Source organism: Alcaligenes sp. CHO6, assembly GCF_037120595.1.
GTDB lineage: Bacteria > Pseudomonadota > Gammaproteobacteria > Burkholderiales > Burkholderiaceae_B > Alcaligenes > Alcaligenes ammonioxydans.
Window position 1 is genome coordinate 432,592 of sequence record NZ_JBANCI010000001.1, and the last position, 26,312, is coordinate 458,903.

At 51.4% G+C, this 26,312-nt stretch carries 19 protein-coding genes; 13 read left to right on the top strand and 6 right to left on the bottom strand.

From position 1 onward, the window contains the following. Positions 1-21 precede the first annotated feature (21 nt). Complete coding sequence (locus V6936_RS01975; protein WP_336579290.1) at positions 22-1,209, bottom strand: tyrosine-type recombinase/integrase; 1,188 nt, start codon at positions 1,207-1,209, stop codon at positions 22-24. A 508-nt stretch (positions 1,210-1,717) separates the two neighbouring features. Here V6936_RS01975 and V6936_RS01980 point away from each other — a divergent pair. The 6 genes from V6936_RS01980 (at position 1,718) to V6936_RS02005 (ending at position 8,529) form a co-directional block, all read left to right on the top strand. Beyond that, complete coding sequence (locus V6936_RS01980; protein WP_336579291.1) at positions 1,718-1,987, top strand: transcriptional regulator; 270 nt, start codon at positions 1,718-1,720, stop codon at positions 1,985-1,987. 601 nt (positions 1,988-2,588) lie between these two features. After that, complete coding sequence (locus V6936_RS01985) at positions 2,589-3,692, top strand: SAVED domain-containing protein (protein WP_336579292.1); 1,104 nt, start codon at positions 2,589-2,591, stop codon at positions 3,690-3,692. 14 nt (positions 3,693-3,706) lie between these two features. After that, positions 3,707-4,921, top strand: coding sequence for a nucleotidyltransferase domain-containing protein (locus V6936_RS01990; RefSeq protein ID WP_336579293.1), 1,215 nt, complete (start codon positions 3,707-3,709; stop codon positions 4,919-4,921). Continuing rightward, a complete protein-coding gene (locus V6936_RS01995) occupies positions 4,905-6,704 on the top strand; it encodes a HesA/MoeB/ThiF family protein (RefSeq protein WP_336579700.1) in 1,800 nt (599 codons plus the stop codon). Before V6936_RS01990 ends, V6936_RS01995 begins: the two co-directional genes overlap by 17 nt. 7 nt (positions 6,705-6,711) lie before the next feature. Continuing rightward, positions 6,712-7,179 (top strand): Mov34/MPN/PAD-1 family protein, encoded by a 468-nt coding sequence (locus V6936_RS02000; RefSeq protein ID WP_336579294.1) that lies wholly within the window; start codon positions 6,712-6,714, stop codon positions 7,177-7,179. Between the two features lie 262 nt (positions 7,180-7,441). Beyond that, positions 7,442-8,529 (top strand): IS3 family transposase gene (locus tag V6936_RS02005; RefSeq protein WP_336579295.1). Its coding sequence is split into 2 segments (ribosomal slippage): positions 7,442-7,694 and positions 7,694-8,529, totalling 1,089 coding nucleotides; the frame shifts between segments, so codons are not numbered across the junction. Between the two features lie 66 nt (positions 8,530-8,595). Here the strand turns inward: V6936_RS02005 and V6936_RS02010 are convergent. Together V6936_RS02010 and V6936_RS02015 are read right to left on the bottom strand one after the other, a co-directional pair. Then, entirely contained in the window at positions 8,596-11,139 is a 2,544-nt protein-coding gene (locus V6936_RS02010; protein ID WP_336579296.1) for a hypothetical protein, read from the bottom strand. A 24-nt stretch (positions 11,140-11,163) separates the two neighbouring features. Next, entirely contained in the window at positions 11,164-12,348 is a 1,185-nt protein-coding gene (locus tag V6936_RS02015; protein ID WP_336579297.1) for a hypothetical protein, read from the bottom strand. Between the two features lie 1,456 nt (positions 12,349-13,804). On the opposite strand from V6936_RS02015, the gene V6936_RS02020 reads away from it, so the two are divergent. The 7 genes from V6936_RS02020 to V6936_RS02050 all read left to right on the top strand — a co-directional run bounded on the left by V6936_RS02020 (position 13,805) and on the right by V6936_RS02050 (position 20,503). After that, positions 13,805-15,691 carry a ParB/RepB/Spo0J family partition protein gene (locus V6936_RS02020; protein ID WP_336579298.1) on the top strand — a complete coding sequence of 629 codons (1,887 nt, stop codon included), beginning with the start codon at positions 13,805-13,807 and terminating at the stop codon, positions 15,689-15,691. Between the two features lie 411 nt (positions 15,692-16,102). Beyond that, positions 16,103-16,807 carry a hypothetical protein gene (locus V6936_RS02025; RefSeq protein ID WP_336579299.1) on the top strand — a complete coding sequence of 235 codons (705 nt, stop codon included), beginning with the start codon at positions 16,103-16,105 and terminating at the stop codon, positions 16,805-16,807. Between the two features lie 243 nt (positions 16,808-17,050). Further along, complete coding sequence (locus V6936_RS02030; RefSeq protein ID WP_336579300.1) at positions 17,051-17,431, top strand: plasmid fertility inhibition factor family protein; 381 nt, start codon at positions 17,051-17,053, stop codon at positions 17,429-17,431. A 1,024-nt stretch (positions 17,432-18,455) separates the two neighbouring features. After that, the gene (locus tag V6936_RS02035) at positions 18,456-18,869 is read left to right on the top strand and encodes an antirestriction protein (RefSeq protein ID WP_336579301.1); all 414 of its coding nucleotides are present in this window, start codon (positions 18,456-18,458) and stop codon (positions 18,867-18,869) included. 517 nt (positions 18,870-19,386) lie between these two features. Continuing rightward, positions 19,387-19,875, top strand: coding sequence for a single-stranded DNA-binding protein (gene ssb / locus V6936_RS02040; protein WP_336579302.1), 489 nt, complete (start codon positions 19,387-19,389; stop codon positions 19,873-19,875). Positions 19,876-19,971: 96 nt separating this feature from the next. After that, positions 19,972-20,256: a BrnT family toxin gene (locus V6936_RS02045; protein ID WP_094197173.1), complete on the top strand. Its 285-nt coding sequence runs from the start codon at positions 19,972-19,974 to the stop codon at positions 20,254-20,256. Then, positions 20,240-20,503: a BrnA antitoxin family protein gene (locus V6936_RS02050; RefSeq protein ID WP_094197172.1), complete on the top strand. Its 264-nt coding sequence runs from the start codon at positions 20,240-20,242 to the stop codon at positions 20,501-20,503. Before V6936_RS02045 ends, V6936_RS02050 begins: the two co-directional genes overlap by 17 nt. Before the next feature lie 70 nt (positions 20,504-20,573). Here the strand turns inward: V6936_RS02050 and V6936_RS02055 are convergent, their stop codons facing one another. From V6936_RS02055 to V6936_RS02065, 3 genes are all read right to left on the bottom strand, one after another. After that, entirely contained in the window at positions 20,574-21,176 is a 603-nt protein-coding gene (locus V6936_RS02055) for a hypothetical protein (protein WP_336579303.1), read from the bottom strand. Positions 21,177-21,727: 551 nt separating this feature from the next. Next, positions 21,728-24,652: a MobF family relaxase gene (gene mobF / locus V6936_RS02060; RefSeq protein ID WP_336579305.1), complete on the bottom strand. Its 2,925-nt coding sequence runs from the start codon at positions 24,650-24,652 to the stop codon at positions 21,728-21,730. Positions 24,653-24,690: 38 nt separating this feature from the next. After that, positions 24,691-26,280: a helicase HerA-like domain-containing protein gene (locus V6936_RS02065; protein WP_336579307.1), complete on the bottom strand. Its 1,590-nt coding sequence runs from the start codon at positions 26,278-26,280 to the stop codon at positions 24,691-24,693. Between the last annotated feature and the right edge of the window lie 32 nt (positions 26,281-26,312).

A 26,312-nucleotide genomic window follows, 5' to 3' on the forward strand; every position in this document is an offset into this window, starting at 1 on the left:
AAATTCTGACACGATCTTTTTTTATTGCGTTGAGTGAAGAGCGATGAGTCGGTTGCGTACTACTTGGGTCCCGAAAGTGGCCTCCGCCTTCTCCCCTGCTTGGGAGTTTGCGTCAGGCATCCATTTTCCGTAGACCTTGGCAATCATCGTCCAGTCTCTATGTCCCATTTGTTTAGCGACCCACATGGGGTTTTCTCCGGCGCTGAGCATCATCGAGGCATAGGTATGCCTGGTTTGATAAGGCCATCTGTAGCGAACACAAGCTGTTTTGAGTAGCTGGGTCCAGGTATCTCTAATCGGTTTGTCACCTGTCCATCGCTGGTTGGTGCGTGGATTGAGGAAAATAGCTTCACCTTTGTTCGCGGTGTATTGACGCTGAGAGAGGAGGGCCTCTAGAGCAGGGGCCAGGATCTTGATTTGTCTGCGTCCTGCCATGGTTTTAGTGGTTTCAGCTACACCCTTGGCTGCCTGGGTAATGGCTCGACGGATATTGATCAGATTTCGATCGAAGTCGATATCGGCCCAGTTCAAGGCGATGAGCTCGCTCGTGCGGACACCTGTCCAGAACGCAAACTGTAGCTGATGCCGTAGCTGTGGGTCAGCAATGGCCAAGATAGAAGTTTGCTCGGATAGTGTGAATGGATCGATATCGTCGACCTCTTTGACTTTGGCCTTGCGTTGGTAGCAGTAGTTGGCCATGCAGTTGAGATCAAGCAGCTCGTCGTCAACCGCATCTGAAAGTGCTTTGCGTATCACGCTCTGGATGTTGACCAGTCGCTTGTTTCCGCATGGCATTGTTTCTAACCACTCTTTGATTGCCCGTCGTTTTAACTGAGGGAGCAGAAGGTCGCCGAATTGAGGAACAATCAGATTGTCCACAATTTTTCTATAGCCTTCGTAGCTAGATGCCTTTAAAACAGCTTTTTGTGAGCGGAGCCAATGTGTGAAGTAGTAGGAGATTTGCTCAGTGTGGCCACTAGTAGTTATGTGTTTTTTAACTCTAGGGCTGTTTGGGAAATGAGCGGCATATTCGAATGTCCCATCCTTGATGGTTCGTAGAATAACAGACCGCTTTTGCTGGGCTTCCTCAAGGTTCTTAGGAGTTGGAATTAGCGGAATAATCTCCCGATAACGTACTCCACCATACTGAAATGAAATTTGAATACTGGTTTTTGAGGCGGGAGTGACACCGCAACTATTTTTGCTCATAAGGTACTGAGATCCGTCACTGCCGCTACTGGGCAGTAAAAATTCCAGAACTTCATGTGAAGCCCAAAATAACGCTGTGTGCTAGACGGCTTCAGTCTGGCAACAGCCAGAAGATTGTGGGCACGTACAGCTGAAGCTGCATCGTGCCCTGCTTAATGATCCACTTTACTGTTTGGAGAACTAACTCAAGGAATCGAATTAGTTTGTCGAGAATTACCCGCCATCCTCGAAAGGCTGTCTCACGACAGTACGGCGCCCAAGATTGCTGGGTCGTCAGTGTTGACCTCTCTTATTGCTTACCCTACAAGCCTGAGGGACACTGATTTTTCACAGATTTATCTTCTGCCTCCGTGTTGTGTCGGGCAGCCGCGCAGTCGCTTACCGTTAGGGTAGGGCGCGGTGTTTATCGATTCGGTTTGTTAAAGAGCTGCTATTACTTAGCAATTGATCGTATTATTAGCCGTTGTCTAATTTTAGTCAACAGCTCTCTGCTCGTGAAATGTGCTTTATGAATTTTGATAATCAATCCCCGTCCGAAAATACAGATGGATCTGATCACGTGAAACGTGCCATTAAAATTGTTGGCAGCGGTGTGGCGTTGGCTGAACGATTAGGCGTTACCCCTGTCAGCCTCAACAACTGGGCATCTGGAAAGCGGCCTGTACCTATTATTCGATGTGTGGAAATTGAAGAGATAACAGGCGGGCAAGTGACTCGCAAACAGCTTCGGCCTGATGACTGGCATCAAATTTGGCCGGAGTTAAGAGAGAAAGTCTAATTTTGTACTAGGTCAAAAGTTTTAAATCATAACGCTGTTTGAATAAAAAGCCCACCTTGCAGTGGGCTTTTTTGTGGTTATTAGAAAAATCAGTTTAGATAGTGCTGTTGCTTGGCCATGTTTGATGATTCATCACTAGGATAGATTGACATCTGTCTCCATACCTATGCAAGCCGTTAGATTGGTTGCGGGTCTGCGTATCTAGTTCGTCTTCCACGTTATTCCCGCGTTCAAGGACAGCGTACTTGCTTTGCTAACGGTGGTGAACTATCTCGGATACTTAAGCATTGTGCTACTACGTAGCTCCCAGGTTTCAAGTAATTCCGCCTTAGTAGCTGGAAAGACAAGATGGCGGTATAAGCGCGACAGCAGGAGCTAATACCAATGCCGATGAGTTGCAGGTTATTTCTCATTTAAGGAACAGGACTTAATCAAAAGGATTGGAGTGAATCTAGACTGATTGGGTTCGGAGTGAATGCGATTTTGCTGGTTTTGGGGTTGGGTACTAGATGTTGTAAATTGTTTGGTAATAGGCACTACATGTAGTGATTTTAATTTTTCTGAAGTACAATTTTAATAACTAGAAAAACTGGGGTTTTTTATGATTTGGGTGAAGGAGCTTATTGATAAGCTCGTCAATTTTTATGTTCGTCCACGCAATATCGGTGTACGTATTATTCGCACGAGTTTTTCTTTGCTAGCAGTGCTTGCCGCTAGTGGTGGTATTAGCGTAGTTATTAGAAGCCTGGACTCCAGTAGTGAGCTCAGCCTTTCGTGGGGGGATGGCCCCGGTGCGATAGCTTTTTGGGTGCTGCTTGTGGTGGCTTTGATTGGTGTAGCGTTCGGCTTTTGGTTAGCCAAGCGACATGATGATTATGACCTCAATGTGAAGCAGGTCAGTCGCGTATTCGTAGTGGAGTTGAGAGGGTTAGTTGACACTACAGACTCACCACTGATAAATGCAGTGCCAGTCGAACTGGTTGGTCGTCGTGAGTCTTGCCTAGTGGATATACGGCGTCTAGTGGCAGGGAAGGTGCCAAATATTCAGGAGGCTCTTTCCGAATTGCTTCAATTACAAAGGCAGCTTCGTCTTGTCCGTACTGGCACGTCGCGTGAGCATGTGACCGTGGTTGTGGGTGGCGTGATGCAAGTCTCGTTGCTTTTCTACGCGGGGGTACTGTTGGACGATGAAGGTAAGGTACTGCTTTTTGAGTGGGAGCGGGCAGGCAAAAAATGGATGGAGCTTAGTCAACCGGATGATGGCGGTCGTTTCGATATCGTTGGCTTAGATGAGCTGGCCGTGCATTCCTCTGATGTGGTTGTTGCCGTATCAGCGACTTATTTCGTCGATCTTGTCGGTATTGCACAAACATTTCCGTCAATGCCAATAGTGCACCTTCAGCTTTCGGATCCTAAGCCAAATAGGTTGTGGTCAGAAGCAACACAAGTAGAATTGGCTCGGCAATTTACTGATTTGATGGCTGAACTGGCGAATCGTTCTGTCCGTACTGTTCATCTCATCCTTGCCGCGTCCCCGACTCTCTGCATTCGGTTTGGTCAGGCTTATGACCATAGAAATATGCCCTATGTGAATTGTTATCAGAGAGAGAGAGACCAAGTTCCGCCATATCCGTGGTCCGTACGATTAGAAGGAAATGAGCCCGGTAAGTTTGAGAAAACGTCGTCATCTGTTGTTTGTCAATGAGTCTGGAGATTGTTATGTCTGTGTATTCTGCTCCTTCGCAAAAACGATCGCGAGTGATCGCTGATGCAATCGTACGTCGTAATGAAAGCCAACAGTGGGAAGAGTTCATCGTCAGGATGCTGAGGAAGCTTGAGCTACCGGAAGATAAGAGACGAGCTGCTGAACGGCGCTATGGGGAATTTGCACGCCATGTGGCGAAAAAATTTGATATTGGGATGGATGATGTGCACGTGGTGGTCCAGGGGTCAATGCGCACTCAGACTACGATCGCAGGCGATGGCAGGGAGAAGTTTGATCTGGATGTTGTTGTTAAGTTGACCGGGCCGAAATTCTCACGACTAGTTTCCTCTGAGCCATTTTTTCAAGAGTTTGGTGCTGCGCTACAAGGAATAAAAGATGCCGGCGAGCCGAAAGCAAAGAGTCGCTGTTGGCGCCTGCAATATCCCGGCGAGCCTTTTTATTTTGATGTGACTCCGGCAATTCCGCTGGAGCCCTGGATTGAAGGTACTCATTTGCGAGTCCGCGACCCCCAAGTCGTGTGGAGTCCATCGAACCCAGAGGAGTTTGCTGACTGGTTCTGTGCTATCGCGAACCTGAGGTTTCCATTTCAGGCGGTACGTAGAGGTCTTGCCGTGGACGCTAAATCTACCGTAGACCCGATACCTCAAGAGAATATTCGGCTTGATGACATTCTTCGACGTCTGGTGCAACTAATGAAGTTGCATCGTGATAGCTACTTCAAAGACTTGATTGATTATCGTCAAGAAGCAAAGCCGATTTCTGTGATTCTCGTGACTCTGGCTGCTGAGGCATATCACCAAATGGTTGAAAACGAGCCGTATGAATTTACTAATGCCCTTGAAGTTGCACTTGAGGTTGTAGCTCGGATGCCGGATTTTATTAACCGAGATCGCTACGGGTACAGTGTTAACAATCCAGCCCTGTCCGGTGCTGTAACTGAAAATTTTGCAGATAAGTGGAATAGTGATAACAACTTGCGTGCTAAAGAGTTTGAGAAATGGCATGCTCGGTTGATTAGTGATTTGGAGGCATTGTTCTCCGAAGAGTATTCCAAGCGTTCCGAGGAGCGGGTCCGAGCAATCTTTGGAACATTGGGCGTGCAGGCTTGGAAAGCTAGCCAGGGGGCAAGCCCACTTGTTGGTTTGTTGAGTGGGATTACTGCTCCAACGACTCATCGCAAATCAGCCTCAAGTGATACCTTTGCCTAATCCGTCGCAAAAGCCAATAACGCCGTTCCGACAGGCGATCGAGGCTGTTGAGCATTGGTTGGATGGCAAAGGAGCTGCTTTTGTTAAGCGATCTAACAGGCTCGAGGCCCGACGAAAGGCTGCATCATGGGAGTTTGAGTTGGATCACCCTACCTTGGGAGCGCATATTGTCCAACTCGCAATAACACATGATTTTCCTGCAAATACGCCTCAGGTGTATTTCCCTGCAAGTCTTTGTCTTAAGCTGCCGCATATTGAGGAGGACGGTAAGTTCTGTCACGGAGTGGACCCTTCACCTAATGACTATGATGATCCGTGCAAAGTCATAGATGAGGTGCTTAAAAAACTATCGCAATTTTGGGTGAATAGCATCAATCCGGCCTGGGTTAATGCAGAGTTTCAGCGGGAGTGTTTAGCATATTGGAGCCGATTCTGTTACTTGTTCTATAGAAAAAATGGCATGCCCACACCTCGAAGTGTCTGTGCTGTGCTGATGCCAATTACTCAAGTAACCGAGGGTCGATTAGCCAGTTACCGTGCTAAGGAGCCAGGTCGGGCTGCTTCTCGCAGCGATAAAGAGCTTCGTAGCACAAGAGTTTTAACCACAATGGGATCTGCTGATCCACATGCTGTAGCCCTTCAGCATGGGTGGTCTACAGGGACACTAGTGCGTGGAGATGCTTTATGGGTTCCATTAGCTCCTTGTTCGTCTTGGACACCAAAAGATTGGCCGCAATCACTAGACGAACTTGAAAGCTTAGTGCGTATGGCTTCAGGCGATAAGCATTCGGTAAAGGAGTGGCTCACAGAAAAAACTGAACAAGAAGCAAAGGAGAAAACAGCTGGCCGTTATCGATCAAAACTTATAGTTTTGGTTCAGGGTGGAACCTGCTATGGATATTTGATTACGCCGAGTTTCATACCGTACCTTACGGCACCAAGCATTGTGCCAGTAGAAATTGAACGTGTTGATGCCGATTGGGCGTTGGCGAGGGATTATGACCTCACTTTGTTGAGAGGGAGGCGCAATAAGCGGGTGTTGATGATAGGGTGCGGCTCGCTTGGAGCCCCAATTGCAGAATTATTGGCTAAAAGTGGGGTTAGTGAACTTCACTTGGCTGACAAAGAGTTTTTTAGTATCGAAAATTGCGCCCGTCATGTGCTGGGGGCAGAGCATATTGGAATGGCAAAAGCTTCCGTTTTAGCAGACAGAATTCGACGACAAATCCCCGGTGTGAAAACTAAGCCACTTCGAGTTTTGGCAGCAGATTGGGTTTCACAAGTATGTTCGCCAGGATCTTACGATTTGATTATTGACTGCACAGGAGAAAGCTCTGTTAGGACGGTGCTTTCGCGCTTTAGAGAGAGAGCATTTGGAGATGTAGGTATAGTTCATGTTTGGTTAGAACCATTTGGGGCGGCAGCACACACTATATATGCGAACTCAGACCTGCCGTGGCCGTATGATGATCCATGGGAAAGAGTTAACGCTGCGCACTGGCCCCAAGATGTGCGCGTAAAACTGCCTGCATGCTCGTCTGGATTTAACCCATATGGTGCTGCAGATGCCTGGCAAGCCGCCGGTTTCGCCGCCGAGCGTATTTTGGCTTGCCTCAATTTAGAGGTACCAGAGTCCATGGTTTGGAGTTGGGTCAGATCCTCGGCATATTTTGATAAGCTGAACGTAGAGACGGGTCGTACCGAGCTCATTCCAGAAAAAGGGTCTATTTTTGACTCTTGCTATGTAACAAGATCTCTACAGACTGTATTAGCAGATGAATAAGGGGTCGTTGATTTACGAAATTCCGGGTGCGTCTTGGTCACTAGAGTTTCCAGCTGAAGTGTTGGGGTTTCTTGGATCTTACGCGCAGGTTGGGTTGAAAACCAAGGAAGCTGTAGGGCAATTCTATGCTAGGGATTTAACCACATCGTCTGTAATTGTAGATGTTGTGACATGCTTAAAGCCTAAGTCGTCTTGGTTCGCCGGGTTGAAAATTGATATCTCAACTGTTAACCGGGAGAGGGCCGAGATGTTTGCGCAGGGGCTTCATTGCTTAGGTTTCTGGCATTCACATCCAGAGGCAGTGCCACAACCATCATTCACTGATCGTGCTTTGGCCGCAAGTCATGCGAAAGCTGCAAAAGAAGAGTTTTCTGCCCTTTTATTCGTTATCGTCGGGACGGATCCATTTCCGAGGGGGCTGGGTGTTTGGTTTCATGATGGTACTGAGTTTTTGAGGGCGTATTACGTTCCATAGTTTAAGTAATGACGGTTCTCGTCGAAAAAAAGTAAGTTGAGTTTCCGGTGTGAGGCTTAGATCTCTGACAGGCCCTACATGAGGAGCTGACGCCAATCTCAGATATCCGCTAGACCTCCTTGGAGCATCTGTGTCCTATCACTCAACCGGCGCACCGCGTGAAACTTATCGGAGTGAGTCTTTGCCGTTCGAGGCCTTGGTAATCCCCCCACAAAAGCGATGCAGTCAGAAGTAGAATTTTCTCATTGAGGAGTTCTACAACATGAAGCGATCAAGATTCACAGATAGCCAGATCATTGAGGCCATCAAGCGTGTGGAGTCTGGCTTGGCGGTGCCGGAGCTATGCCGGGAGCTGGGCATCAGCTCAGCGACGTTCTACAAGTGGCGTTCGAAGTACGGCGGCATGGACGTGTCGCTGATGGCGCGCATGAAGGAGCTGGAAGCCGAGAATGCGCGGCTACGCAAGATGTATGTCGAGGAGAAGCTCAAGGCCGAGATTGTGACGGAGGCACTCGAAAAAAAGTGGTAAAGCCATCTCGTCGCCGCGAGATGGCCCAACGTGCCGTACAAGACCGAGGCCTATCCGTGCGTTTGGCCTGCGCGGCGTTTGGTATCAGTCAGACTTGCTATCGGTATGTCGCCAAGACCGACGTCGAGAACGAGGAGATCGCCCATTGGCTGCTGCGCCTGACCGACAACCATCGCAACTGGGGCTTTGGATTATGTTTCCTGTACCTGCGCAATGTGCGAGGATTTGGCTGGAACCACAAGCGTGTGTATCGGATCTACCGCGAGCTTGAACTGAACCTGCGGATCAAACCCCGAAAACGTCTGGTTAGGCAGGCTCCTGAGCGGTTAACGATACCGTCGCATATCAACCAGGTCTGGTCGATGGACTTCATGCACGATCAACTTGCAGACGAGCGCAGCATCCGCGTACTCAACGTAATCGACGATTTCAACCGCGAGGCGTTGGGTATCGAAGTCGACTTCTCGCTGCCCTCTGAACGGGTGATCCGCACACTAAAGCAGATCATCGGATGGCGAGGCAAGCCTTCAGCCATTCGCTGTGATAACGGTCCGGAGTACCTGAGCACAGCCATCGTAGAATGGGCGGGCGCATGGGACATCAAGCTCGAATACATCCAGCCGGGCAAGCCGCAACAAAACGCCTACGTTGAGCGGTTCAACAGAACCGTTCGATACGAATGGTTGTCCCAGTATCACTGGGACGATCTGGATCACGTTCAGCGCGTCGCCACGCAGTGGATGTGGTCATACAATCATGAGCGCCCAAATATGGCCTTGGGCGGAGTTACCCCAAAACAGCGGTTGGCCATGGCCGCATAGCATGCCTACTTCTGGCAATTGCTAAAAATGGGGGGATTACCCTGCACCGCCGACCTGGTAAGTTGATCAGGCAGCCGCCTCGCGAAGCACGGGGTCATTCTGCGCGACGGTTTGCTCGTCATCTCCATCGAAGGAGCTCAGCACGTCATTGATGTCGTAGCGCAGGGTCGGACGTTGTTTGATGATGTTGACCACGACGGGCTTGACCAGTAAATTGGCAAATGCCTTGCGAGAGGCGCTGCCATACATGGTCTCTAGCGCCTTGGGCGTAATCACTGCATTCAGGTTGGCGCTTAGGTTCTTGATCTCCGGCTCGGTCAACATGAATAGAATGGCCAGGTATTCGACTTGTCGCTGAATGATCGCAAGCATTAGCTCGCGATCCTCTGTCACCAAGGTCTTAGCGATCGAGTTCGTGACTGCGCCAGCCAAGGCCCCACCAACCATGCCGCCAGCAAACTTACCCACCCAGATTCCGACGGGGCCGAACGAGGCACCCAGTGCACCGCCCGCGATCGCGCCGACTGCGCCGCCCGCCGTGCTGCCTGCAGTCACTGCGACATTTTTAGTGAACTGAGCACTTGACATACGGCCACGGATCATCTTTACCAGATCGGGGCCAGAGGTGACAGCGACGACGACCAGCGAAGCCACTACTGTGCCCCGCAGGGCCTGATTGAGTTGACGCGTGTTATTGACACCCATGCTCTTCTGCAGTGCCAGCGCCATCGGCTCCGATAGGTTGCTGACGTCGATGATCTTTACCGCCGCCTGCACGGTCGCCAATCGATGCAATTGTTGCGTCCCGACATAGACGATCAGTGTCTTGCTGAATGCGCGGCCGCCTTGCAAGCACGCGGCGCGTAACGCTTGCCGGGCATCGCCGGTGTTCAAGTAGGAAATCGTGGCGGTGATCGCAAAGCTGATTCCGCCCGCTCCAACCGCAATGATCGAGCCCTCTGCGATGTCGTAGCTGACGGACTCGAACGTACCGAACCGCGTAATATTTTTAGCCTGCTCGTACGTAAGGCTACCTTTGATGACGAGATCTTTGGCGCGGGCGGGATCCGTAACGCCAGGAATCTTGTTGTCCGCGATCTTCTTCTCCATAGTCTTTACAGCCTGGGCGTACTGATCTCGAGGCACCTCAATCGGCATGGGTTCGCCGTTGGCGTCCCAGTAGCGGAATCCGCCATCGCCCTTGTTGTCGAATGCGCTGCCTATACTGCGCGCGCCTGTGCTGCAATATTTGGTCTGGATTTCTTGCCCATCGACGAGGCGATCCGCGCCATTGAGCGCGTTGTCGCCGCCCACCACCTTGGCAGACTTGCCGCGCATCTTGTCGATCAGGGTATTTCCTTGCTCGGCCGCAAATCCGTGGCCCTGACCTCCTGTGGCAAAGACCTTGTGGTTCTGCGACCAAGCTCCGCCCGCAGCAATGACCACAAAACCCGTTGCGGCTGACTCCGTCAGAAAGTCCTCGAGTGGCTTTTCCTTGATAGAAACACAAAGCTTCTCGGTTTCCTCGCAAATGGGCGAACAAAACCATTCGTCGTTCGGGGTCCCGTTATGTATCTCGGCAAGACCGCAAGACACGCAGTGATTCAGGTCACTGCGGCGCAAGTGCGCGACAAGATACTCGCCGTCGGCAAAGTCGCATTGGTCCACGAAGTCTATGTAACGTTCGAAGTAGTCTTCCGCATCCGCGTTTGGCAGGGGCAGGCGATCAAGAAACTCCCGTTTCGCATTTTCCCGGTCATGCCGAAGCGAACTGCCCAGATGTAGCTCGAACTCCCCAATCGCTCGATCGTGAGACGTTTTCTCGAACAACCAGATGTGCCCGCGCAGCTCGACCATCTCGATCAAACCGGCATTGCGGGCTGCATTGGCGGTACCGATGACAATCAACTCGACATCGGCCGCCCTAACTTGCGTGTTTTCTTTACCGAGCTCGGCTATGGTTTGCGTCAAATCTAGGGCGCCTTTATTGGCGGCTATGACGGACTTCATGTCACGCAATATGCTTACATAGCCATGCTCGATCACGATGACACCGATCAACGCGATAGAGGCCACGACACAATAGCCAACATCGACCCAGCTCACCATTACAGAATGAGGGAAGACCAGCGTGATCAATGCAGGAAAGACGACTTGCAGTAATACCGGAAACATCCAAATCGCGGTAGCGCACAAAAGCACCTGATAAAACTGCTCCGACTTGGCCGTTGGCAGATCAGCCCCATAATCCGCCTGTTCTACCGTCTGTCTGATCCGATGCATTTTCCAGGCGGCTAACCCCAACAAAGCCGGGATCAGGTATTTCGCACTGGCTAGCGACAGCCCGGGTACCCAACCATAGCCCGTCAATGCCAACACGGCCGAGAGCGCGAGACCGACCGTGGCGGTCGCAGCCGCAACAACTTGGATGGAGTCCCGTCCACGCGTCAACTTTTCGATACCTACGCCGATTGCTACGGGCACGCCCAACACCACGGCGAGCGCTGCGGCAACCAGTAGAGCCAGCACCTTAAGCGCGAAAGGAAGTACTTTGCCCAGCAGCGCCAGGACAAGGCACAGGATGAAAAAACCAAGGATGATTTGTAGCATATGTGACTTCTTACTGTAGCTTCGTCAAAGCGTGGGAGCGGACGAGTTGGTGATGAGTTTGTTGATCAGCGTCCGTTGCTCCAAGAACGTGACCTCGCGTCGCTGCAGATCAGTGCGCATCCGCTCGAGCTCCTTCTGTTCCTGCGCCTGCTTTCGGACACCCGCATGACGCTCGTCCTGTCGTTGCTGTAGCCGTACATTCAATGCCGCTTCGCGATTGTCCAAGTCTTCCCGGACCTGCGCTTCGATAGCGCCGCCGAGCTGGGCGCGGCGCTGTTCCCACTCCCGTTGAAACTCGGCCAAATCACTTTTGTAGCGCACGAATGCCTGATCCAGTGCGTTGCGATACTCGCGCTCCAGCGCCCGCTCTTCGTCGTAGGAAGGGCGGGTTCTCTGATTGAACTCTGGCCGGGAGACACTCTTGCGCAATGCTTCGATACGAGTGCGATACGCCTCGCGCAACGCGGCGTTTTGGTCATCTAGTTCCTTTTGATATGCATTTCTTTTTTGCCAGTTCTCGAGCTGAAGCGCACGGTCGGCTTCATTTATTCTCTGCGATACTAGCAACGACATGTTTATGCGATCCATGCGTAGTGTTTGTTGCTCCTGAGCTAGTGCCTGATCGGTATGGCTGGCAGCATCCTCGGCCTCTCGCTCCGCCTTCCACTTCTGCGACCTCGCGTTGTACAGGCGCTGGGCCTCCAACAACTGATCTTGTTGCAGAACTAGGTCCTGCTGCGCCGCTTTCAAGAACGTCTCGAAACGGGGCGTTCCGACGACTATGCGTTCGGCCGGAAATTCGGATAGCGCCTTGCCGTCAGCGACAGCAAGTACGCGGCCATAGCCGAAATCTGTATCCCAACCTTTGGTTCGCAACGCGGCGAGAGCACGTCCTTTGATGACGTGATAGCTGTTTTTATGCTCGCTACGCGTCACGATGGTTTGACCGGAAAGTGTGCCCAGTTCTCGATACAGGTCCTCGGTCGCGGCGATTTGGGCGGTATAGTGATAGCTCCAGTGGTCGGCTGCCCAATTGATGACTTCCCATTCGTCGATTTGGAAGCGCTCGACGTGCCAACCTGCAGGCAAGGCTTTGCCGAGCTCCGCCCGCATATCGGGACCGTAGTCTCCGCAGGCGGACAGCGCGGCCGTTATCCCTAATAGGGCAAGCCATCGCTGCAGCCTGCGGCGTGCTCGTCGTTCAGTCATTCATGCCCCTCTCGTCCGTTTTAAGTTACGGATCATACCCCAAGATGCACCAAACGTATCTATTAGTATCTAAATTAAAACAACCGGTTTTGATGCTTTCCTGAACGTGCAATGTGGCACCGGGATGTCATGACTCAAATCTTGCTAAACAAATGTGCTCGTAGACTGCATCTGTCTGAGGCCTTTATCGCACAGTCATTGCATCCATTAATTTCTTTTCAGCCATGTTTAGCACCCACACATTCAATATCCCAGCTCTGGGTCACCATTTATGTTGCCGCGCAAGGTCTAGAGGGCCGCAGTTTTAGGATCGACGGACCAAAACTGTCAATGAAATCGCTATCGCCAATCGACCGTTCATAGCTGATTCTAGCCAAAGCCGGATGGCCGAATTCGGCCTTGGACTCAACCGGTCAATGCAACAGATTGATGAAATCGTTCTGCTGGCGTTTCGTAGTTCATGTCGTTAGGCGTAGAGTTTGCATGCTTGGCGGGCAAAGTTTTATTGTGCTGCAAGGGCCCACTTCACCCCTAAGAGTTTCAGCACTACGGGTAATTATCCTTCATACATTCGGCCGTACTGGGCCTGCATGCTTCGCTTGCCAGGGCCGTATTGCGGCCTAGTTAGTGTGCTGCGCACAAAAGGCGCTCGCCGCGCGGCTGTGGTGCGTCCTCTCATCACTGGGCTACCGCGAATCTGGTCTCGTCAGTCCGTCGCCCCAACAACGCCGACCGTACCACTCCAGGCCCGCACTCCAAGGGCTTTCGCGGCATAAACCGCTCGCTTCGCTCCCTATTTATTCCACGATCCCTTTCCGTTTGTCCTTGCATGGTTCGGCACAGCAAGGGCGACGAACTAACGAGACCGGCGGCACACACCGCAAGCCGACATGTAGAACGCAACACATATCTACAAATCGGGCTCGGAATCTTCGATCCCGGTCAGCGGTAAATCCTTGGAATGTTTATAGGGGTGATTCATGCCAGCACAGAAAACTCGGCTTAAGGGGTACAGCGTAACCGTGAAAGACGGTGATGAAATTACCGAAATTCACTATGTAGTCAATCCAAATGGAACTGTTCTTTCTAGTTCTGGCCATGACTGGCAAGACTCTCGTTTCGGTCCAAAAAACAGTGACGATTGGGGCCAGTCATCAACCTTGCCCGAATGCGCTGTGTTCGTTGGGTTTTTCTATATACACATTGCATAAAGAAGCCCCTGTTCGGGTACGACCGAAGCAGGGGCAGGCATCACACAACCTTGAAGGAGTTCACGTAATGCAAGTTGATCTTATCAAATTAGCCCAGGAGTGGCGAGAGGCCCATGCGACCGCAACACCCTTTCGTTTACCAGCGTTGACCGTTGCCCAGTTGGGACGATTGTCCGCGCTTCTTTCTGAGTCATTGCCTGTAGCTGGCAATTCGACTGTTCATTGATTCAGAGGGAGTAAGCACCATGAAACATAAGGCTATTGAGCTCGACCCGCGCAAACTGATCGTTTCGGAGCAGTATCAAGCTCGCAAAACTGCAAGTCAGACACCGTTGCCTCAACTGGCTGACTCGATTGCGGCTATCGGCTTGCTTCATGCCCTGGCTGTGGTCAAAAGCAAAAAACGTGGTTTCCATGAGGTTATTGCAGGGGGACGGCGTTTGCAGGCAATCCATCATTTGTTGGACGATGGGCGTTGGCCGGAAGGGCAGTTAGTCGCTGGCAATCTCTACGATGAAGAAAATGCCCTGCTTGTGTCGATTACTGAGAACGTGCAGCGTGAGCAGATGCACCCGGCAGACGAGTTTGAAGCGTTCGCTGAACTGATTAGTCAAGGTAAAACCATTGAAGATGTGGCTGCCGCATTCGGTGTCACGGCAACCGTTGTGCGACGTCGCTTGCAGTTGGGTCTAGTGGCGCCAATATTGATGCAGGCATATCGTGACAATGAATTGCCACTGGATGCGTTGATGGCGTATGCAATGACGGACAATCAAGAGCGTCAAGTGCAGGTGTATTCCAATCTGGATATGTGGGACAGAAAAAATCCCCGTGTTATCCGCAGCATGATTGAAGAGGCCATGAAAGCGAATCACCGGCTTGTGCATTTTATCGGCCTAGACACTTATCAAGCGGCTGGCGGCGGCGTTACGCGAGATTTGTTTGCCGATGAAAATGACCTGAACGGCATCTATTTAACTGATAGAGCGTTAGTCGATCAACTGGCGCTCAGCAAGTTGCAAGAAACAGCGGCTAGTTTGACAACAGAGGGTTGGGCTTGGGCAGAAGTGACGCTTGATACTGAGCCAGTCAGCAGTCGCTATGGTCGTGTTTATCCAGAGCCGGTTGATCTGACTCCGGAGCAGCAGGCGACGGTTGCCAAGTTGCAAACCCAAGAAAAATTGCTGATGCATGACATAGCGATTCTTGAAGACGAGGAAGAAAAGGCTGATGAAGATGAATGGGAAGCATTGAATCAGCAGCTTGACGAGCTGCAAGAGCAAATCCGCGCGGTTGAAGACCAGTGTGAAGCCTATACCGACAGCCAGAAAAAAGTAGCAGGTTGCATTGTTCGTCTGGATTATCAAGGTGTACTGGACATAGTTGAAGGCTTGATTCGTCCAGAAGATCGTGCGCAAGTTCAGGAGCAGCAACAAGACGCTGAGGGAGTAGGGCGTGTTTCCCTGCCAGCAGTGAAGACCCGCCCAACGCATTCTGAACGCTTAGTACGCCAGTTGACTGCTAACAAAACGGCCATTGTGCAAGCCGCCCTGGCCAACAATCCTAATGTGGCTTTGGCTGTACTGGTCGCTCAACTGGCGCGTCGTCATTATGGCGCTGGCTATTACCGTCACGGTGGTTTTGGTTTGGGTATTTCGACCAGTTGCGAGCCCTTGGCAGCAGACGCGCCAGACTTTCAGGAGAGCCGCGCTGGTCAAGAGTTAGCGCGTACCGAACAGCATTGGGGTGATGTGATTACTCCAGGTAGCGATGGTGGCGAATTGGCCTGGGCGCTGAGCCAGGATACCGAGACACTGCTTGAACTCTTGGCCTACTTGGTGGCGACCACTGTACAGGGTATCCAGCACCAAGAGTCCAGCAAGGCGAACGCGCTTGATCAACTGGCCGAATTGTTGAACATCCAGATGCCTGAGTGGTGGCGTGCTACGGGGGAAGCCTACTTAAGCCACGTTTCAAAAGACCGGTTGGTGGAAGTGGTATCAGAAGGGGCTTCGCCCGAGCAAGCCGCACCATTGGTGCGGATGAAGAAAAAAGAGGCGATTGACGCGGCAGAGAAAGCTCTTGCAGGGACTGATTGGCTCCCATCAATTATGGTGATTAAACAAAATTGATTACAGGAGATGCTACCCCACTATGGGGTAGCACCTGGGCGATGAAACAGCTTATCTAAGTTCTTACCGCTTTATTTTTAACTGCTTAAAGGAAGGGATATGACTTTTGATGATTTTGCCGATCAAGTTGAAAGCCACTTTAAAAGCCTTGGTTGGACTGAAATTCAGGTGGCTGAATTTATTTGGTCCCGACTTGAGGTTACAGTTAAGGGTTGAGTTCAGCCATCAGCAGTCATTCAATCATCGGTCGTAGCACTACTCTCAACAAGCTTTTATCCCAAAAATTTTGGTTTGCCTAAGAAGTTTGCTTGTGATTGCTTACTCTCAAAATTGCAGATAGATTCATTTTTATAAGAACAACGAACATTTTTTTGTTGTCGTATAAATCTAGTTATGCCGCAAGGAGGCTTCATGCTCGCTCCATCTAGTATTATTGATGAAGTCGTAGGATGCGCAGAGTGGGCAGATCGCCTGGTTCGTGCAGACTTAATCAATGGATTTGTAGTCACTGAAAACGACTACACATCGAATTTTACCGGCGCGCTCCGTCGCGAGATCAATAGCAGGGCTATTCCAGATTTGGTGGCGCACACGCAAGTTCTTACACCTGCAGTTGAACGCAGTACCGGAACGGACGCCTGTATAATTTTCCGCAATAGAGATATCTTCAAAGTGGGCCTTTTTGAAGCAAAGTGGCCACGCTTAAGCACTCACGCGAACTGCTGGGATTCGCTGCAAAAAAGCACCGGAAAATCTCACTTTGATAGTCAGCTAAATCGACAAAACGCCCTCTCTGGATCAGCAGTCTGGGAGATGTTCTACTCGGAAGAGCCTTATGGCCCTAATCCGTACTTCCCAGAGTACGGTTCATCATGTGTTTGGCACGCAGACGCTTTCGCCATTTCGTCTGCAAGAACTCAGACAGCGCCATGGGCTGACACCGAGTTAACGACTTTACTGGCAGCCCAGAAGCAAGGTATAGGTGAGGTAGTTCGTTCTATTTGCGAGTGCCGCAAAGGCCAGCCGCTCCCTGTAGGGGGGATGCAGAACCATCTAACGGAGCTAGGAATCAAGGGCAAGGTTCTTGTCATTAACCTTTCTAATTTGCAGGGCTAACGGCATAACAATTTATGCAAGCCGACGCGGCTCAACTCAGGCGTTATCAAATGACTGCAAGGAGTCGAACTGCGACATTCATGATCTGACACATGCTGTCGGGTTAAATTGAAACCTATACAAATCAAACGATTGCGCCAGCTATCGAAGCGGCGCGGTCAGCCATCATTGCCTGAGCTGATCGCGGGGCATAGCAGGCATCCCGCTTGGCGTATCAATGTGCCTGGGCGAGAGGATGTCTATATGCGTAGCCCATATTCCACGGGCGATGGCTATGTGATCCTTGTGGACGCGCTCAAGTTTAATATTGGATGGCTACAGGCAGGACCAGGGCTGGACGACTCATGTAAGTTGCGTCGCTATATGCCTGCAGACTATAAGTTTCATGAAGCCGTCATTGGGTTCAAGCATGGCATTGAAAATCCGGTTCCGCTTGCTGAGGTGAGTTATCTGGAATGGGGGAGTCGTGCTGGTATTCGATTTACCAATGGGATGACTCGTTCGTTTTGGCTACTGGCCCATGATGCTCCAGCCTTTCCCATCTTTACGGGCTGCCATTACAGCATTGATAAAATTCATGAAATAGCCGGTCTAGCAGAGCCAATGCCAGTCATGATGATATAGTTTTTATATCATATGGTTTTGTATACCATCGAAAGTGAGCCGTTTAGCCTAACCAATCTGGTTAGATGAGTGTGCCCACCAAGCGGGCCAAGCTCTACTCCGCCGCATGCGGCTCCACTGAACCCCTACGGGTTTCAGCCCTTCGGGTAACGATCCTTCACACCTTCGACCCTATAGGGTCAGCGGGCTGCGCTTGCTAAGGCTCCGGCGTGGAAAGAACGATGGACTGAGAAAACTAAAGGTAACTGTCCTACCTGGTGGTTCACATTGGTGTATGGGGTCAGGACGAATAGGAAGGGAGCGGTATTCGCGAGAAAGCGCACTACACAATTCGTACTTATGTAAATGCGTTATAAAAAACAGCCCCCATCCTTGTAGATCCGAAAAACTAGTTCAGTGTTTTTCGCTCTAGTAGTTCAACGGTTCTTTTTCCGTTCTGGTAGATCCCAGAAAGTACGAACCAGAAGCCACCGATGATTGCGCCAGTCACGATTCCAGCGATCGTTCCGAGTATAGGCATCATAAATGTGCCAATAATTGCCATAATTACCACGAGTGCGATCATCAGCCAATCATTAATTTTAATTAGAAAATTAGCCACCATATACCCTTTTTAAAAAAAAACGGAAAAATCATTATAAACATTTCTCCTTTTTTGTTTTTTGAATGTATTTTGGCCCTTCGGGTAGTGGGCTCTCACTTTTCCGACCCTACTGGATCTCCGCGATTTGCTCGCTAGGACTGTGGGTTTGACGGCTCTGGCAGCGTTGTTTCGATTTGCTGCCTGTCTTCGGTGGTGTTGCTGGTCTCTGGCAGCTCTCTTAACGACATCGTCTCTAATCCCACGGTGGGCTGTCTTGCTGTTTCGGCGATTGTGCCACGCAGTTCTCGCAATCAAGGACTGCGTGCCGCTGAGGCGGCCCTTGCGGCCAAAGGCCGTGGCTAACGCCATGCTTGATTGCTGCGCTGCTGCATGGCCCTAGGAGGCCGGGCAATACCGCCCTGCACTTAGGAGCAATAACAAATGGCACAGACAGCACCAATGATCGCAACCGAAGTTACCGGTATCGCAAAAGATCACTTCACAGTTCAGCTTTTTGGCGAACAGCATTTTTGGTACGCAGAGTCATATGTGTATACATGGATGCGCAAATTGTGCGACAAATACAACGGCGGTATGTGGAGGTTTTTCAAAACTTCAAACGGTGCCATGTTTATGGCTCCGGACTCGTCTGAAATCATGCATCTAACCTGGGCGATAAACTGGTCCGACGAACGCATCAGTGCAGGAGCAGCTGGTATCGTGGCTACGCTCTTCGCCCTAAATACACTGATTAATGCAGGGGGTAACGAGGGACTAATTGAACGGTACTACGCGCTAAGTGAGTTCGCTGCAGATCATCATGAAAGCTCTGCGATCTTTCGGCTAATTGACTGATCATTAAGCGGCCGCCGAGCCTGGCGGCCATTGTTGGCCTGCCACGAGTAGGCCAGTTTCTTTTGCTTCGCCGGTTCAGCTATGAAGTCTCGAGCAATTTCAAGTAATTAGCGTACTTATGGTAAGGCATTGCTGTAGGTCATGCCAGCCAAGTTAGTGTGCTGCGCACAGAAGGCGCTCGCCGCGCGGCTGTGTTGCGTCCTCTCATTACTGGGCTACCGCGAATCCGATCTCGTCAGTTCGTCGCCCCAACAACGCCGACCGTACCACTCCAGGCCCGCACTCCAAGGGCTTTCGCGGCATAAACCGCTCGCTTCGCTCCCTATTTATTCCACGATCCCTTTCCGTTTGTCCTTGCATGGTTCGGCACGGCAAGGGCGACGAACTAACGAGACCGGCGGCATACACCGCAAGCCGAAATGTAGAACGCAATACATATCTACAAATCGGGCTCGCAATCTTCGATCCCGGTCAGCGGTAAATTCTTTTGTGAGTTGATTTTTTGGGAGCAGTCATCATGGCATCGGTAAACAAAGTGATTTTGGTGGGAAACCTTGGACGTGACCCCGAAGTACGCTATAGCGCGGAAGGGGCTGCTATCTGCAATATTTCCATTGCCACGACTTCGCAGTGGAAAGACCGTACCTCGGGCGAGAAGCGCGAGGAAACGGAATGGCATCGTGTCGTGTTCTACAACCGTTTGGCTGAAATTGCGGGTGAGTACCTGCGTAAAGGCCGTCCCGTCTACGTAGAAGGTCGTTTGCGTACCCGTAAATGGACGGGTCAGGACGGGCAAGAACGTTTCACTACGGAAATTATCGCCGAGGAAATGCAGATGCTTGGTGGTGGGCGTGGTAGTGAGGACGTCAGCGGAGCGCCTGAGCCACAACCGCAAGGCAAGCCAGCAGGCAAACGTCCAGCTAAGCAAGCGGGCAAGAAAGCAAAGCCCGAGGCACCGCCAGCATCGGATAATTTGGCGGATATGACAGACGATATTCCGTTCTGAGATACATACTGTTCTGGCGGTCGCTAGGGATTACAAGGCCCTGCTCTTACAGGGCTTTGTTTTGCGTTTGTGTAGGCATAGGTGTATATTAATTGTATGGAAATACATGGACTTGACTGGGATGATGGCAACTGGCCCAAGTGCGGCAAGCACGGTGTTACTCGCGAGGAAATTGAGCAGGTTTTCTTGGGTGGCCCTGCTGTTATGCCCGATCCATTTCCTGATGAGCCGCGCATGAGGGCTATCGGAAAAACTGTTGCTGGCCGGTATGTGTTTTTGGTGTTTATGTTTCGCAAGGTAGGTAGCCAAACTAAATTGCGACCCATCAGCGCACGTTTCATGCATCAGAAGGAGATCGATCATTATGAACAGAAAACGTAAGCCTCTACCATCGTTACGCAGTGATGCGGAAGCCGAAAAATTTGTGACAGATGCTGATCTGTCGGAATACGATTTGTCCGGCTTCAAGCCAATGAAGTTTGAATTCGCCAAGAAGGAAGCAGCGTTGAACATGCGTATTCCATCCGCGCTCTTATCTGCGGTGAAAGCCAAGGCAGCTAGCAAGGGTATTCCCTATACTCGTTATGTTCGGATGCTGCTGGAAAACGATATTTCACATTCTCGCTAGTCACACGTTCTCGCTAGGCAACAAAGGCCACCACTCGGTGGCCTTTGTTGCTTTTATCGCCCGGTTGGGCTTAGCGGTCTAGTTCCGGCCCGTCTGACTTGATCTCCAAATCCCGCTGATTCATGTTTACTAGACTTTGCTCGTAAGCTGGTTTCCAGAGCTGTTCAGCACGCTCAAAATCGGCATCAGGCACTTCAAAGCCATCAATGTCTCTTGCAAAGCGTAGATCACTTATATGAATTTCAAGTCCTCTGATGTAGCCTTCGACTACATCAGGATCTTTCAGATCCTCAGCGCCCAGTTCTTGAGCATTTTCACCTGCTTCTAAGCCACGCATATAGGCTTCAAATTCCGCTGTTTCTTCGAGATGGTTAGAGACGGAGGGTTCAAAGCTTTGCTGCTCCTCTCTTTCATGGTCATGGTCGATAGACGTGAGTCGCTCTAATGACACACTGGCTTCAAACGCTTTTGTATTGATGTGCTCACGCTCAGCCGGTTTTCGCTGGAGTCCCAGCTTGATCATCACGTCACGAAATAATCGGGGACCATTCAAGACACGTGTTCGCTTTTGCTGTTCAGCAGCACGCGACTTTTCAGCTTGTCCCCGCCGCTCAAAATCATCTATTGATTTGTGCTTGGTACTGTCATCCTTGTTGTTGAATTTCTGTTCCATCGTTGTGAATCTCCTATTACGCGCAGTTTTTGAACTGCATGGTGAAGCCTTCACCAGAGTGATGAAGGCGTGACAATCTGGCCGTGCTGTCTAATAGCAGCGGCTAAGTCGGAGTGGGTGGGATAGCGTGAATTTCCCCGGCGTAGCCGGGGCCCCATTAGGGTGACGCCGCCTGGTCTGGGGACCAGGCAAGAGACCAAAAGTCCCTCAATGAGCTGGCGCTCTTTGTGGCCCTTAAGGTCTCACACAGGACGCACCCCTGCGGGGGTGCCGAAAGCCGCATGAATGCGGGCTTTCAAGAGGTTGGCTACTTTAGGCAGTGTGGAACAAATAGAGCAACAGAATCATCAGTAAGCCAGTAAATACACCATTTCAATGGGGTACAGATGTGGTGCTTTGACGTGTAGACATGAGCTAAGAACAAGCCAATTACCAGTTTATGGACAATCGTTAGACTATTAGCACCCACTGACTGGACAAGTAATAGACAAATCATGGTCTATCAATAGACAGATCATTGACAAACCCTTGGCAATAAATTGTCAAACTCTTCAAATCTCCAGCTCGGCATGCTGTTTCTCTGGTTTCGTGTGGTCAAGTGTGTGTGACTTGGCCTTGTTGCGGGTGGCCAGCAAGTCATGAGCCAGCCCTTTGTAGGCCTTTCGATTGACTGCCTTGGGGAGCGACGTGGCGTTATCCGTGAAGACGGTGACCTCATGCCGTTCACGTGAAATGCTCACGTAATAAGTGTCCTGGGCGGTCGTGCGCGAAAAACTTTCTGCGTTGTAGAACACGCGATCGCAGGTCAGTCCCTGGGCACTGTGGGCCGTCGTTGCGTAGGCATGATCCAGGTGCAAGGGTTGATCAGCAGACAAGGTGACGGCTCGGCCATTGGCGGCAATGGTCACCGAGTCCTCGGCAATACCGAGCACTTCGTAGCGTTCGCCGTTGGCCAGGTCGAGCTCGGCATTGTTGCGAGTGACCCGAACCATGTCACCCACAGACACTTCAGCGGTGTGCTGATGGTAGACCGATAAGGTACTCATCGTTTTCGGGATCACTTCAATGGGTTGAGCTTCCTGGCCAGGATCGGGGCGCAGGGGTAAAACGATCAGCCTATCGGTGGCGCGGTTGCATTCGACCACCTCATACAGTTGGCCACGTTTCATCCCGTTCTTGTAATCGCGCTCGGGCTGGACGATATCACCGATTGTGTAGTACTTGGCGCAGCGGCGCTCAGCTCGGGTAGTGTCGTGTCGGGTGAGCAGGCGGTATGGCCGTCCTTTGCCGCTCAGACCTCGAAGCTCATGCACGCGTTGATTCAAGGCCTGACGAGAGTGGTTGGTCCCAGTGACAATAAGCGTATTGGCTTGTGCGGTATCGGACAAGTTGACGTACTCACGTGCGATGGCTTCATAGCGAGGACTGCTATCGCGTATCTGGGTGCCGTCATCCCTTTTTGTGATGCGATCATCAATCTGAACGACATGATCTTCCAGGACTTTGAGCGATGCGCTGGCTTTGCCAACAGCAGCCAGTTCGACCGCTTGTTTAAGCGTGTTACTTTTCTGGCGCTGAATATCACCCATGAGGGCGGTTTTCATGCCTTGCTCTTGCAGCAGTGCAAACGCTCGACCGGCCTCGACAGCCTTTGTCTGGCCAGTGTCCCCGAGCAACACGATGCGAGCACCACTGGGCTGCAATCGGTGTAGCAACTTTTGCATCTCACGCACTGGAATAACCCCCGCCTCGTCAATGACGACGACCGTTTTTCCCCCCAGCTTGCTGTCCAGGCGTTCGGTCTCGGTGGCCGTTGTCATTGAGGCGACCGTGTTCGCTTCAATGCCGTCCTGGCGCAGATTGGCGACCTGTGCACCGTAAGGAGCCAGGGCGATCATGCGATATCCACGTGCCTCTAATAAAGCCTTGGTTTCTTGTAGTGCGAATGATTTTCCCGTTCCGGCCAATCCTTGCACACCCACTACCTGGTCTTGGCCTGACAGCATCAGTTCGATGGCATTGTGTTGGCCAGGAGTGAGGGTGGTGTCGGCTAACTCTGCGTGTAATTGATCACGTGCGAGCACCGGCGTTACCTTGTCACGTCCCGCGTGCATCATGGATACGATATCGCGTTCACTGCGCAATGCCGTCTGGGTCGCAAAGAGTGGTTCGGTGGGTGTTAGCCGACCGACATCAATGGCTTTATCAACTTGCTGCAGGGCTATTTCTTGAGTGATCCCTCGCAATTGGACAAGCTCTTGCGCCCAAGCCTGACGGGTGCGCGGTTTAGCTTCATGGTTAGAGCTACTAAGGTAATGGAAGGCCCTGGCCACCAGCTTGTTTTGCTCGACCAATCGGTTTAAAGACTGCCGCAATTGTTCTGCACTAACAGCACCTTCCCCATGGAGTAGTGCGTGACTGAGCAATGCGGACTGGCTCATAACGGTTTCGCGTTCTGCCAAGTGTTTGATGGCCCAGATCATTGCGGTATCGGCAATGCGCTGACGCGCTTCGGGCTCAGGTGAGTGACGTGTCAGGCTGGCCAGATCCTTGGCGCGTTCTTTGGAGGCGTGCAGATTGCTTTGGAAGTCGATGCCAATGTCCTTGGCCTGTGTTGTCCAGTCCGCTTGAAGCTGGTCGCGGGTGAACTCCTGGGTTTTGGCCTTGCGTGTGGCTAGAACAGCCATCTGACGTTGCGCATGAGAGGCGGTGTGACCGTCCATGCCCACATCGGCTAGGCGCTGGTGCATTTGCGCACTGCGCTTACTAAAGTGCTCGATCTGGTCACGTGAGATATGTGCCAGTTCGATGTGATTCTTTTCAAAGCGCAGATCGTAGCCGATGGCTGTTAACTCTTTGGCCAATTCAGCCATGTAGATCGAGTCCAGGAGCGGGCGGGACTGAACCAGTAAATCATTATTCAGCGCGGCCCAACTGCCGTCCTTGCGCTGGGTCAGATTCAAGATGACGGCATGGGTGTGAAGCTGTGGATCTGGTGGGGAATTATCCGTGGCTCTGGCCGTTTCGTGTCGAAATTTACTGATGATCAAATTGCCGGTGTTTTCCACTTGCGATTTACCACGGATGGTTTGGCGTGACTGCGCGAAATGCTGCTCTGCATAGGCCAATGCACGTTCCACAGCGCGGTCATGTGCGAGAATGATGCGCTCATCACCACCGATCAAGGCTTGCAATGAAACACTTTTGGGCGCGGAGATCGTCAGATCCAGGCCTGAGCGGGCCTGTGAGTCGTGACGAATGCTGTTGCCCGCATTGACACCATGGCCGAACTCACCGCGCAACATCGCATGAAAACGTTTAGTATCGACCACGCCGGATGCGCCAAGCATCTCGGCGCCCTTGCCTTGCCAGATGGCGGCCTGGCCGTCACGGCTGTAGTAGTCATCGGCCTGGTCGCCATAGTAGTGTGAATGCTTGGCGGCCCCAGAGCGATGTAAAACCTCTTTGGTAATCATGATGTGTTTCCTACTGACAAGACAAGGGAAGGACGTTACTAAGCGGCAGCCGTGTCTTGTGTTGAACGTGGAATACGTTTGAGTTGACTCGATTCAATGAACGGCTCAATGACTTGAGGAAAGGGTTCAAACTGCAACTTGAACCGTGAAATCGGGTACTTACCGGCAAAAGCGACATAGCCGCTTAAGTCATCAAAGGCTTGAATCTGCGCAGCAGTGACCACCCGCTCTGTGACCGGCGTATTTTGATCATTGGTATTGCGATCACCCACGGAGCGAGAGACGCTGTATTTATGACGCTCTACTTCATGCTCGCCCAGGCTCTTGCTCAGATCCTCAGCCGTTTCATGGTCAGTGCGAGACCCGCCCAGTACCAGCAGGTTACGAAAACTGGCGCGAATCGTTTGAGCCTTCTTCTCGCCGTAGATGTAGTCCAGTTGGGACGTGCTTTGCAGGCCAGCGACGATACGCAAGCCTTTTTTACGGCCCTTGGTTAGCCCATCCTCCAATGAGGGAAGGGCATCCAGGCTGGCCAACTCATCGATATACAACCACCAGCGTCGTTTTGCATCTTCGGGTAATGACAGGACAGCCGTAATGAACACATCAGCCCAAGAGGAGACCAATGGTTTCATTGCAGTCACCATGTCTTCGCGCCAGTTGATGAACAAATTCCCACCGTTGGGATCGTCAATCCAGTCACGAATAGAGAATGAGCCGGATTTCATGCTGGTGTGCTCGGACAGCTTGTTCGACAGGACAAAACGAGCACTTGAAAGGGCTTTACTGGCCTCAGATGAACCGACAAACAGCGATTCAGCCAATGTGCCTTCCAGGTAGCTCTTGAGCTTGGCAGGGTCTTCAATCGTACATAGCCGAAATAGCTCATCGATATCTGCCCTGTCAGGCGTGACGGTATAGAGCTTTTTAGCGGTCTCGCGTAGCAATAGACGTCCGTAATCGTTCCATTCTTCTGCACTCTTGTCTTGGCTCATTGGCACCATTGAATGGGACAGCCGTTTCCAATCGTACTCAGCTCGAATTTCATTGAAGAATGCCCAGCCAGGTGAGCGAGCATCGTACGGATTGAGGATGATGTCGCCTGGCTTCCAAAACTTGCTGAGCAAATCGCCATCGGGGTCGATCACAAACATTCGGTCCCCACGCTTTCTCACGGACTTGGCCATTCTGCGTAGCACCACGGATTTACCACTGCCAGTAGCCCCTCCGATAAGGGTATGAAGGTTTTCAACTTTGACGGGCATCGGCACAGAAGCCACATCCACCTGTCGGTTTACTCGGTCTGTGCATTGCGAACGTAGCTTGGCAATAGGGACGACTTTCGTGCCCCGGATATGACGTGTGAAACGGTCGCCTTCAAAGCCCGCCGTGCGTTTAAACATTTTGCTCAGCGCAATGACGCCAACCAATGACAAGGCGAATCCAATGGCAGGGGGGATATAGAGAACGGGGTACTGAGCTGTTGCCGTCAGTAGATGCCAGGCTGTGCGGGCATCCCAATGATTAACCGCAATCCCGCTGGCCAAACTCGCGGCTGTGATCCATGCCAGAAGCGGGAATGCAGTAATCATCAAAACTGACAAGCGTCGTCTCGTAATCGGTGACATAAAAAATCCTTGAAAAAACACGCCCAGGGGAT

Excerpts from the sequence above, each read along its gene's own strand:
- V6936_RS01980 (WP_336579291.1), top strand. The coding sequence starts at position 1,718 with ATGAATTTTGATAATCAATCCCCGTCCGAAAATACAGATGGATCTGAT.
- V6936_RS02055 (WP_336579303.1), bottom strand. The coding sequence starts at position 21,176 with ATGGAACAGAAATTCAACAACAAGGATGACAGTACCAAGCACAAATCA.
- V6936_RS02065 (WP_336579307.1), bottom strand. The coding sequence starts at position 26,280 with ATGTCACCGATTACGAGACGACGCTTGTCAGTTTTGATGATTACTGCA.
- V6936_RS02015 (WP_336579297.1), bottom strand. The coding sequence starts at position 12,348 with ATGACTGAACGACGAGCACGCCGCAGGCTGCAGCGATGGCTTGCCCTA.
- mobF (WP_336579305.1), bottom strand. The coding sequence starts at position 24,652 with ATGATTACCAAAGAGGTTTTACATCGCTCTGGGGCCGCCAAGCATTCA.
- V6936_RS01975 (WP_336579290.1), bottom strand. The coding sequence starts at position 1,209 with ATGAGCAAAAATAGTTGCGGTGTCACTCCCGCCTCAAAAACCAGTATT.
- V6936_RS01990 (WP_336579293.1), top strand. The coding sequence starts at position 3,707 with ATGTCTGTGTATTCTGCTCCTTCGCAAAAACGATCGCGAGTGATCGCT.
- V6936_RS02050 (WP_094197172.1), top strand. The coding sequence starts at position 20,240 with ATGAACAGAAAACGTAAGCCTCTACCATCGTTACGCAGTGATGCGGAA.
- V6936_RS02030 (WP_336579300.1), top strand. The coding sequence starts at position 17,051 with ATGCGTAGCCCATATTCCACGGGCGATGGCTATGTGATCCTTGTGGAC.
- V6936_RS01985 (WP_336579292.1), top strand. The coding sequence starts at position 2,589 with ATGATTTGGGTGAAGGAGCTTATTGATAAGCTCGTCAATTTTTATGTT.
- ssb (WP_336579302.1), top strand. The coding sequence starts at position 19,387 with ATGGCATCGGTAAACAAAGTGATTTTGGTGGGAAACCTTGGACGTGAC.
- V6936_RS02045 (WP_094197173.1), top strand. The coding sequence starts at position 19,972 with ATGGAAATACATGGACTTGACTGGGATGATGGCAACTGGCCCAAGTGC.
- V6936_RS02010 (WP_336579296.1), bottom strand. The coding sequence starts at position 11,139 with ATGCTACAAATCATCCTTGGTTTTTTCATCCTGTGCCTTGTCCTGGCG.
- V6936_RS02035 (WP_336579301.1), top strand. The coding sequence starts at position 18,456 with ATGGCACAGACAGCACCAATGATCGCAACCGAAGTTACCGGTATCGCA.
- V6936_RS02020 (WP_336579298.1), top strand. The coding sequence starts at position 13,805 with ATGAAACATAAGGCTATTGAGCTCGACCCGCGCAAACTGATCGTTTCG.
- V6936_RS02025 (WP_336579299.1), top strand. The coding sequence starts at position 16,103 with ATGCTCGCTCCATCTAGTATTATTGATGAAGTCGTAGGATGCGCAGAG.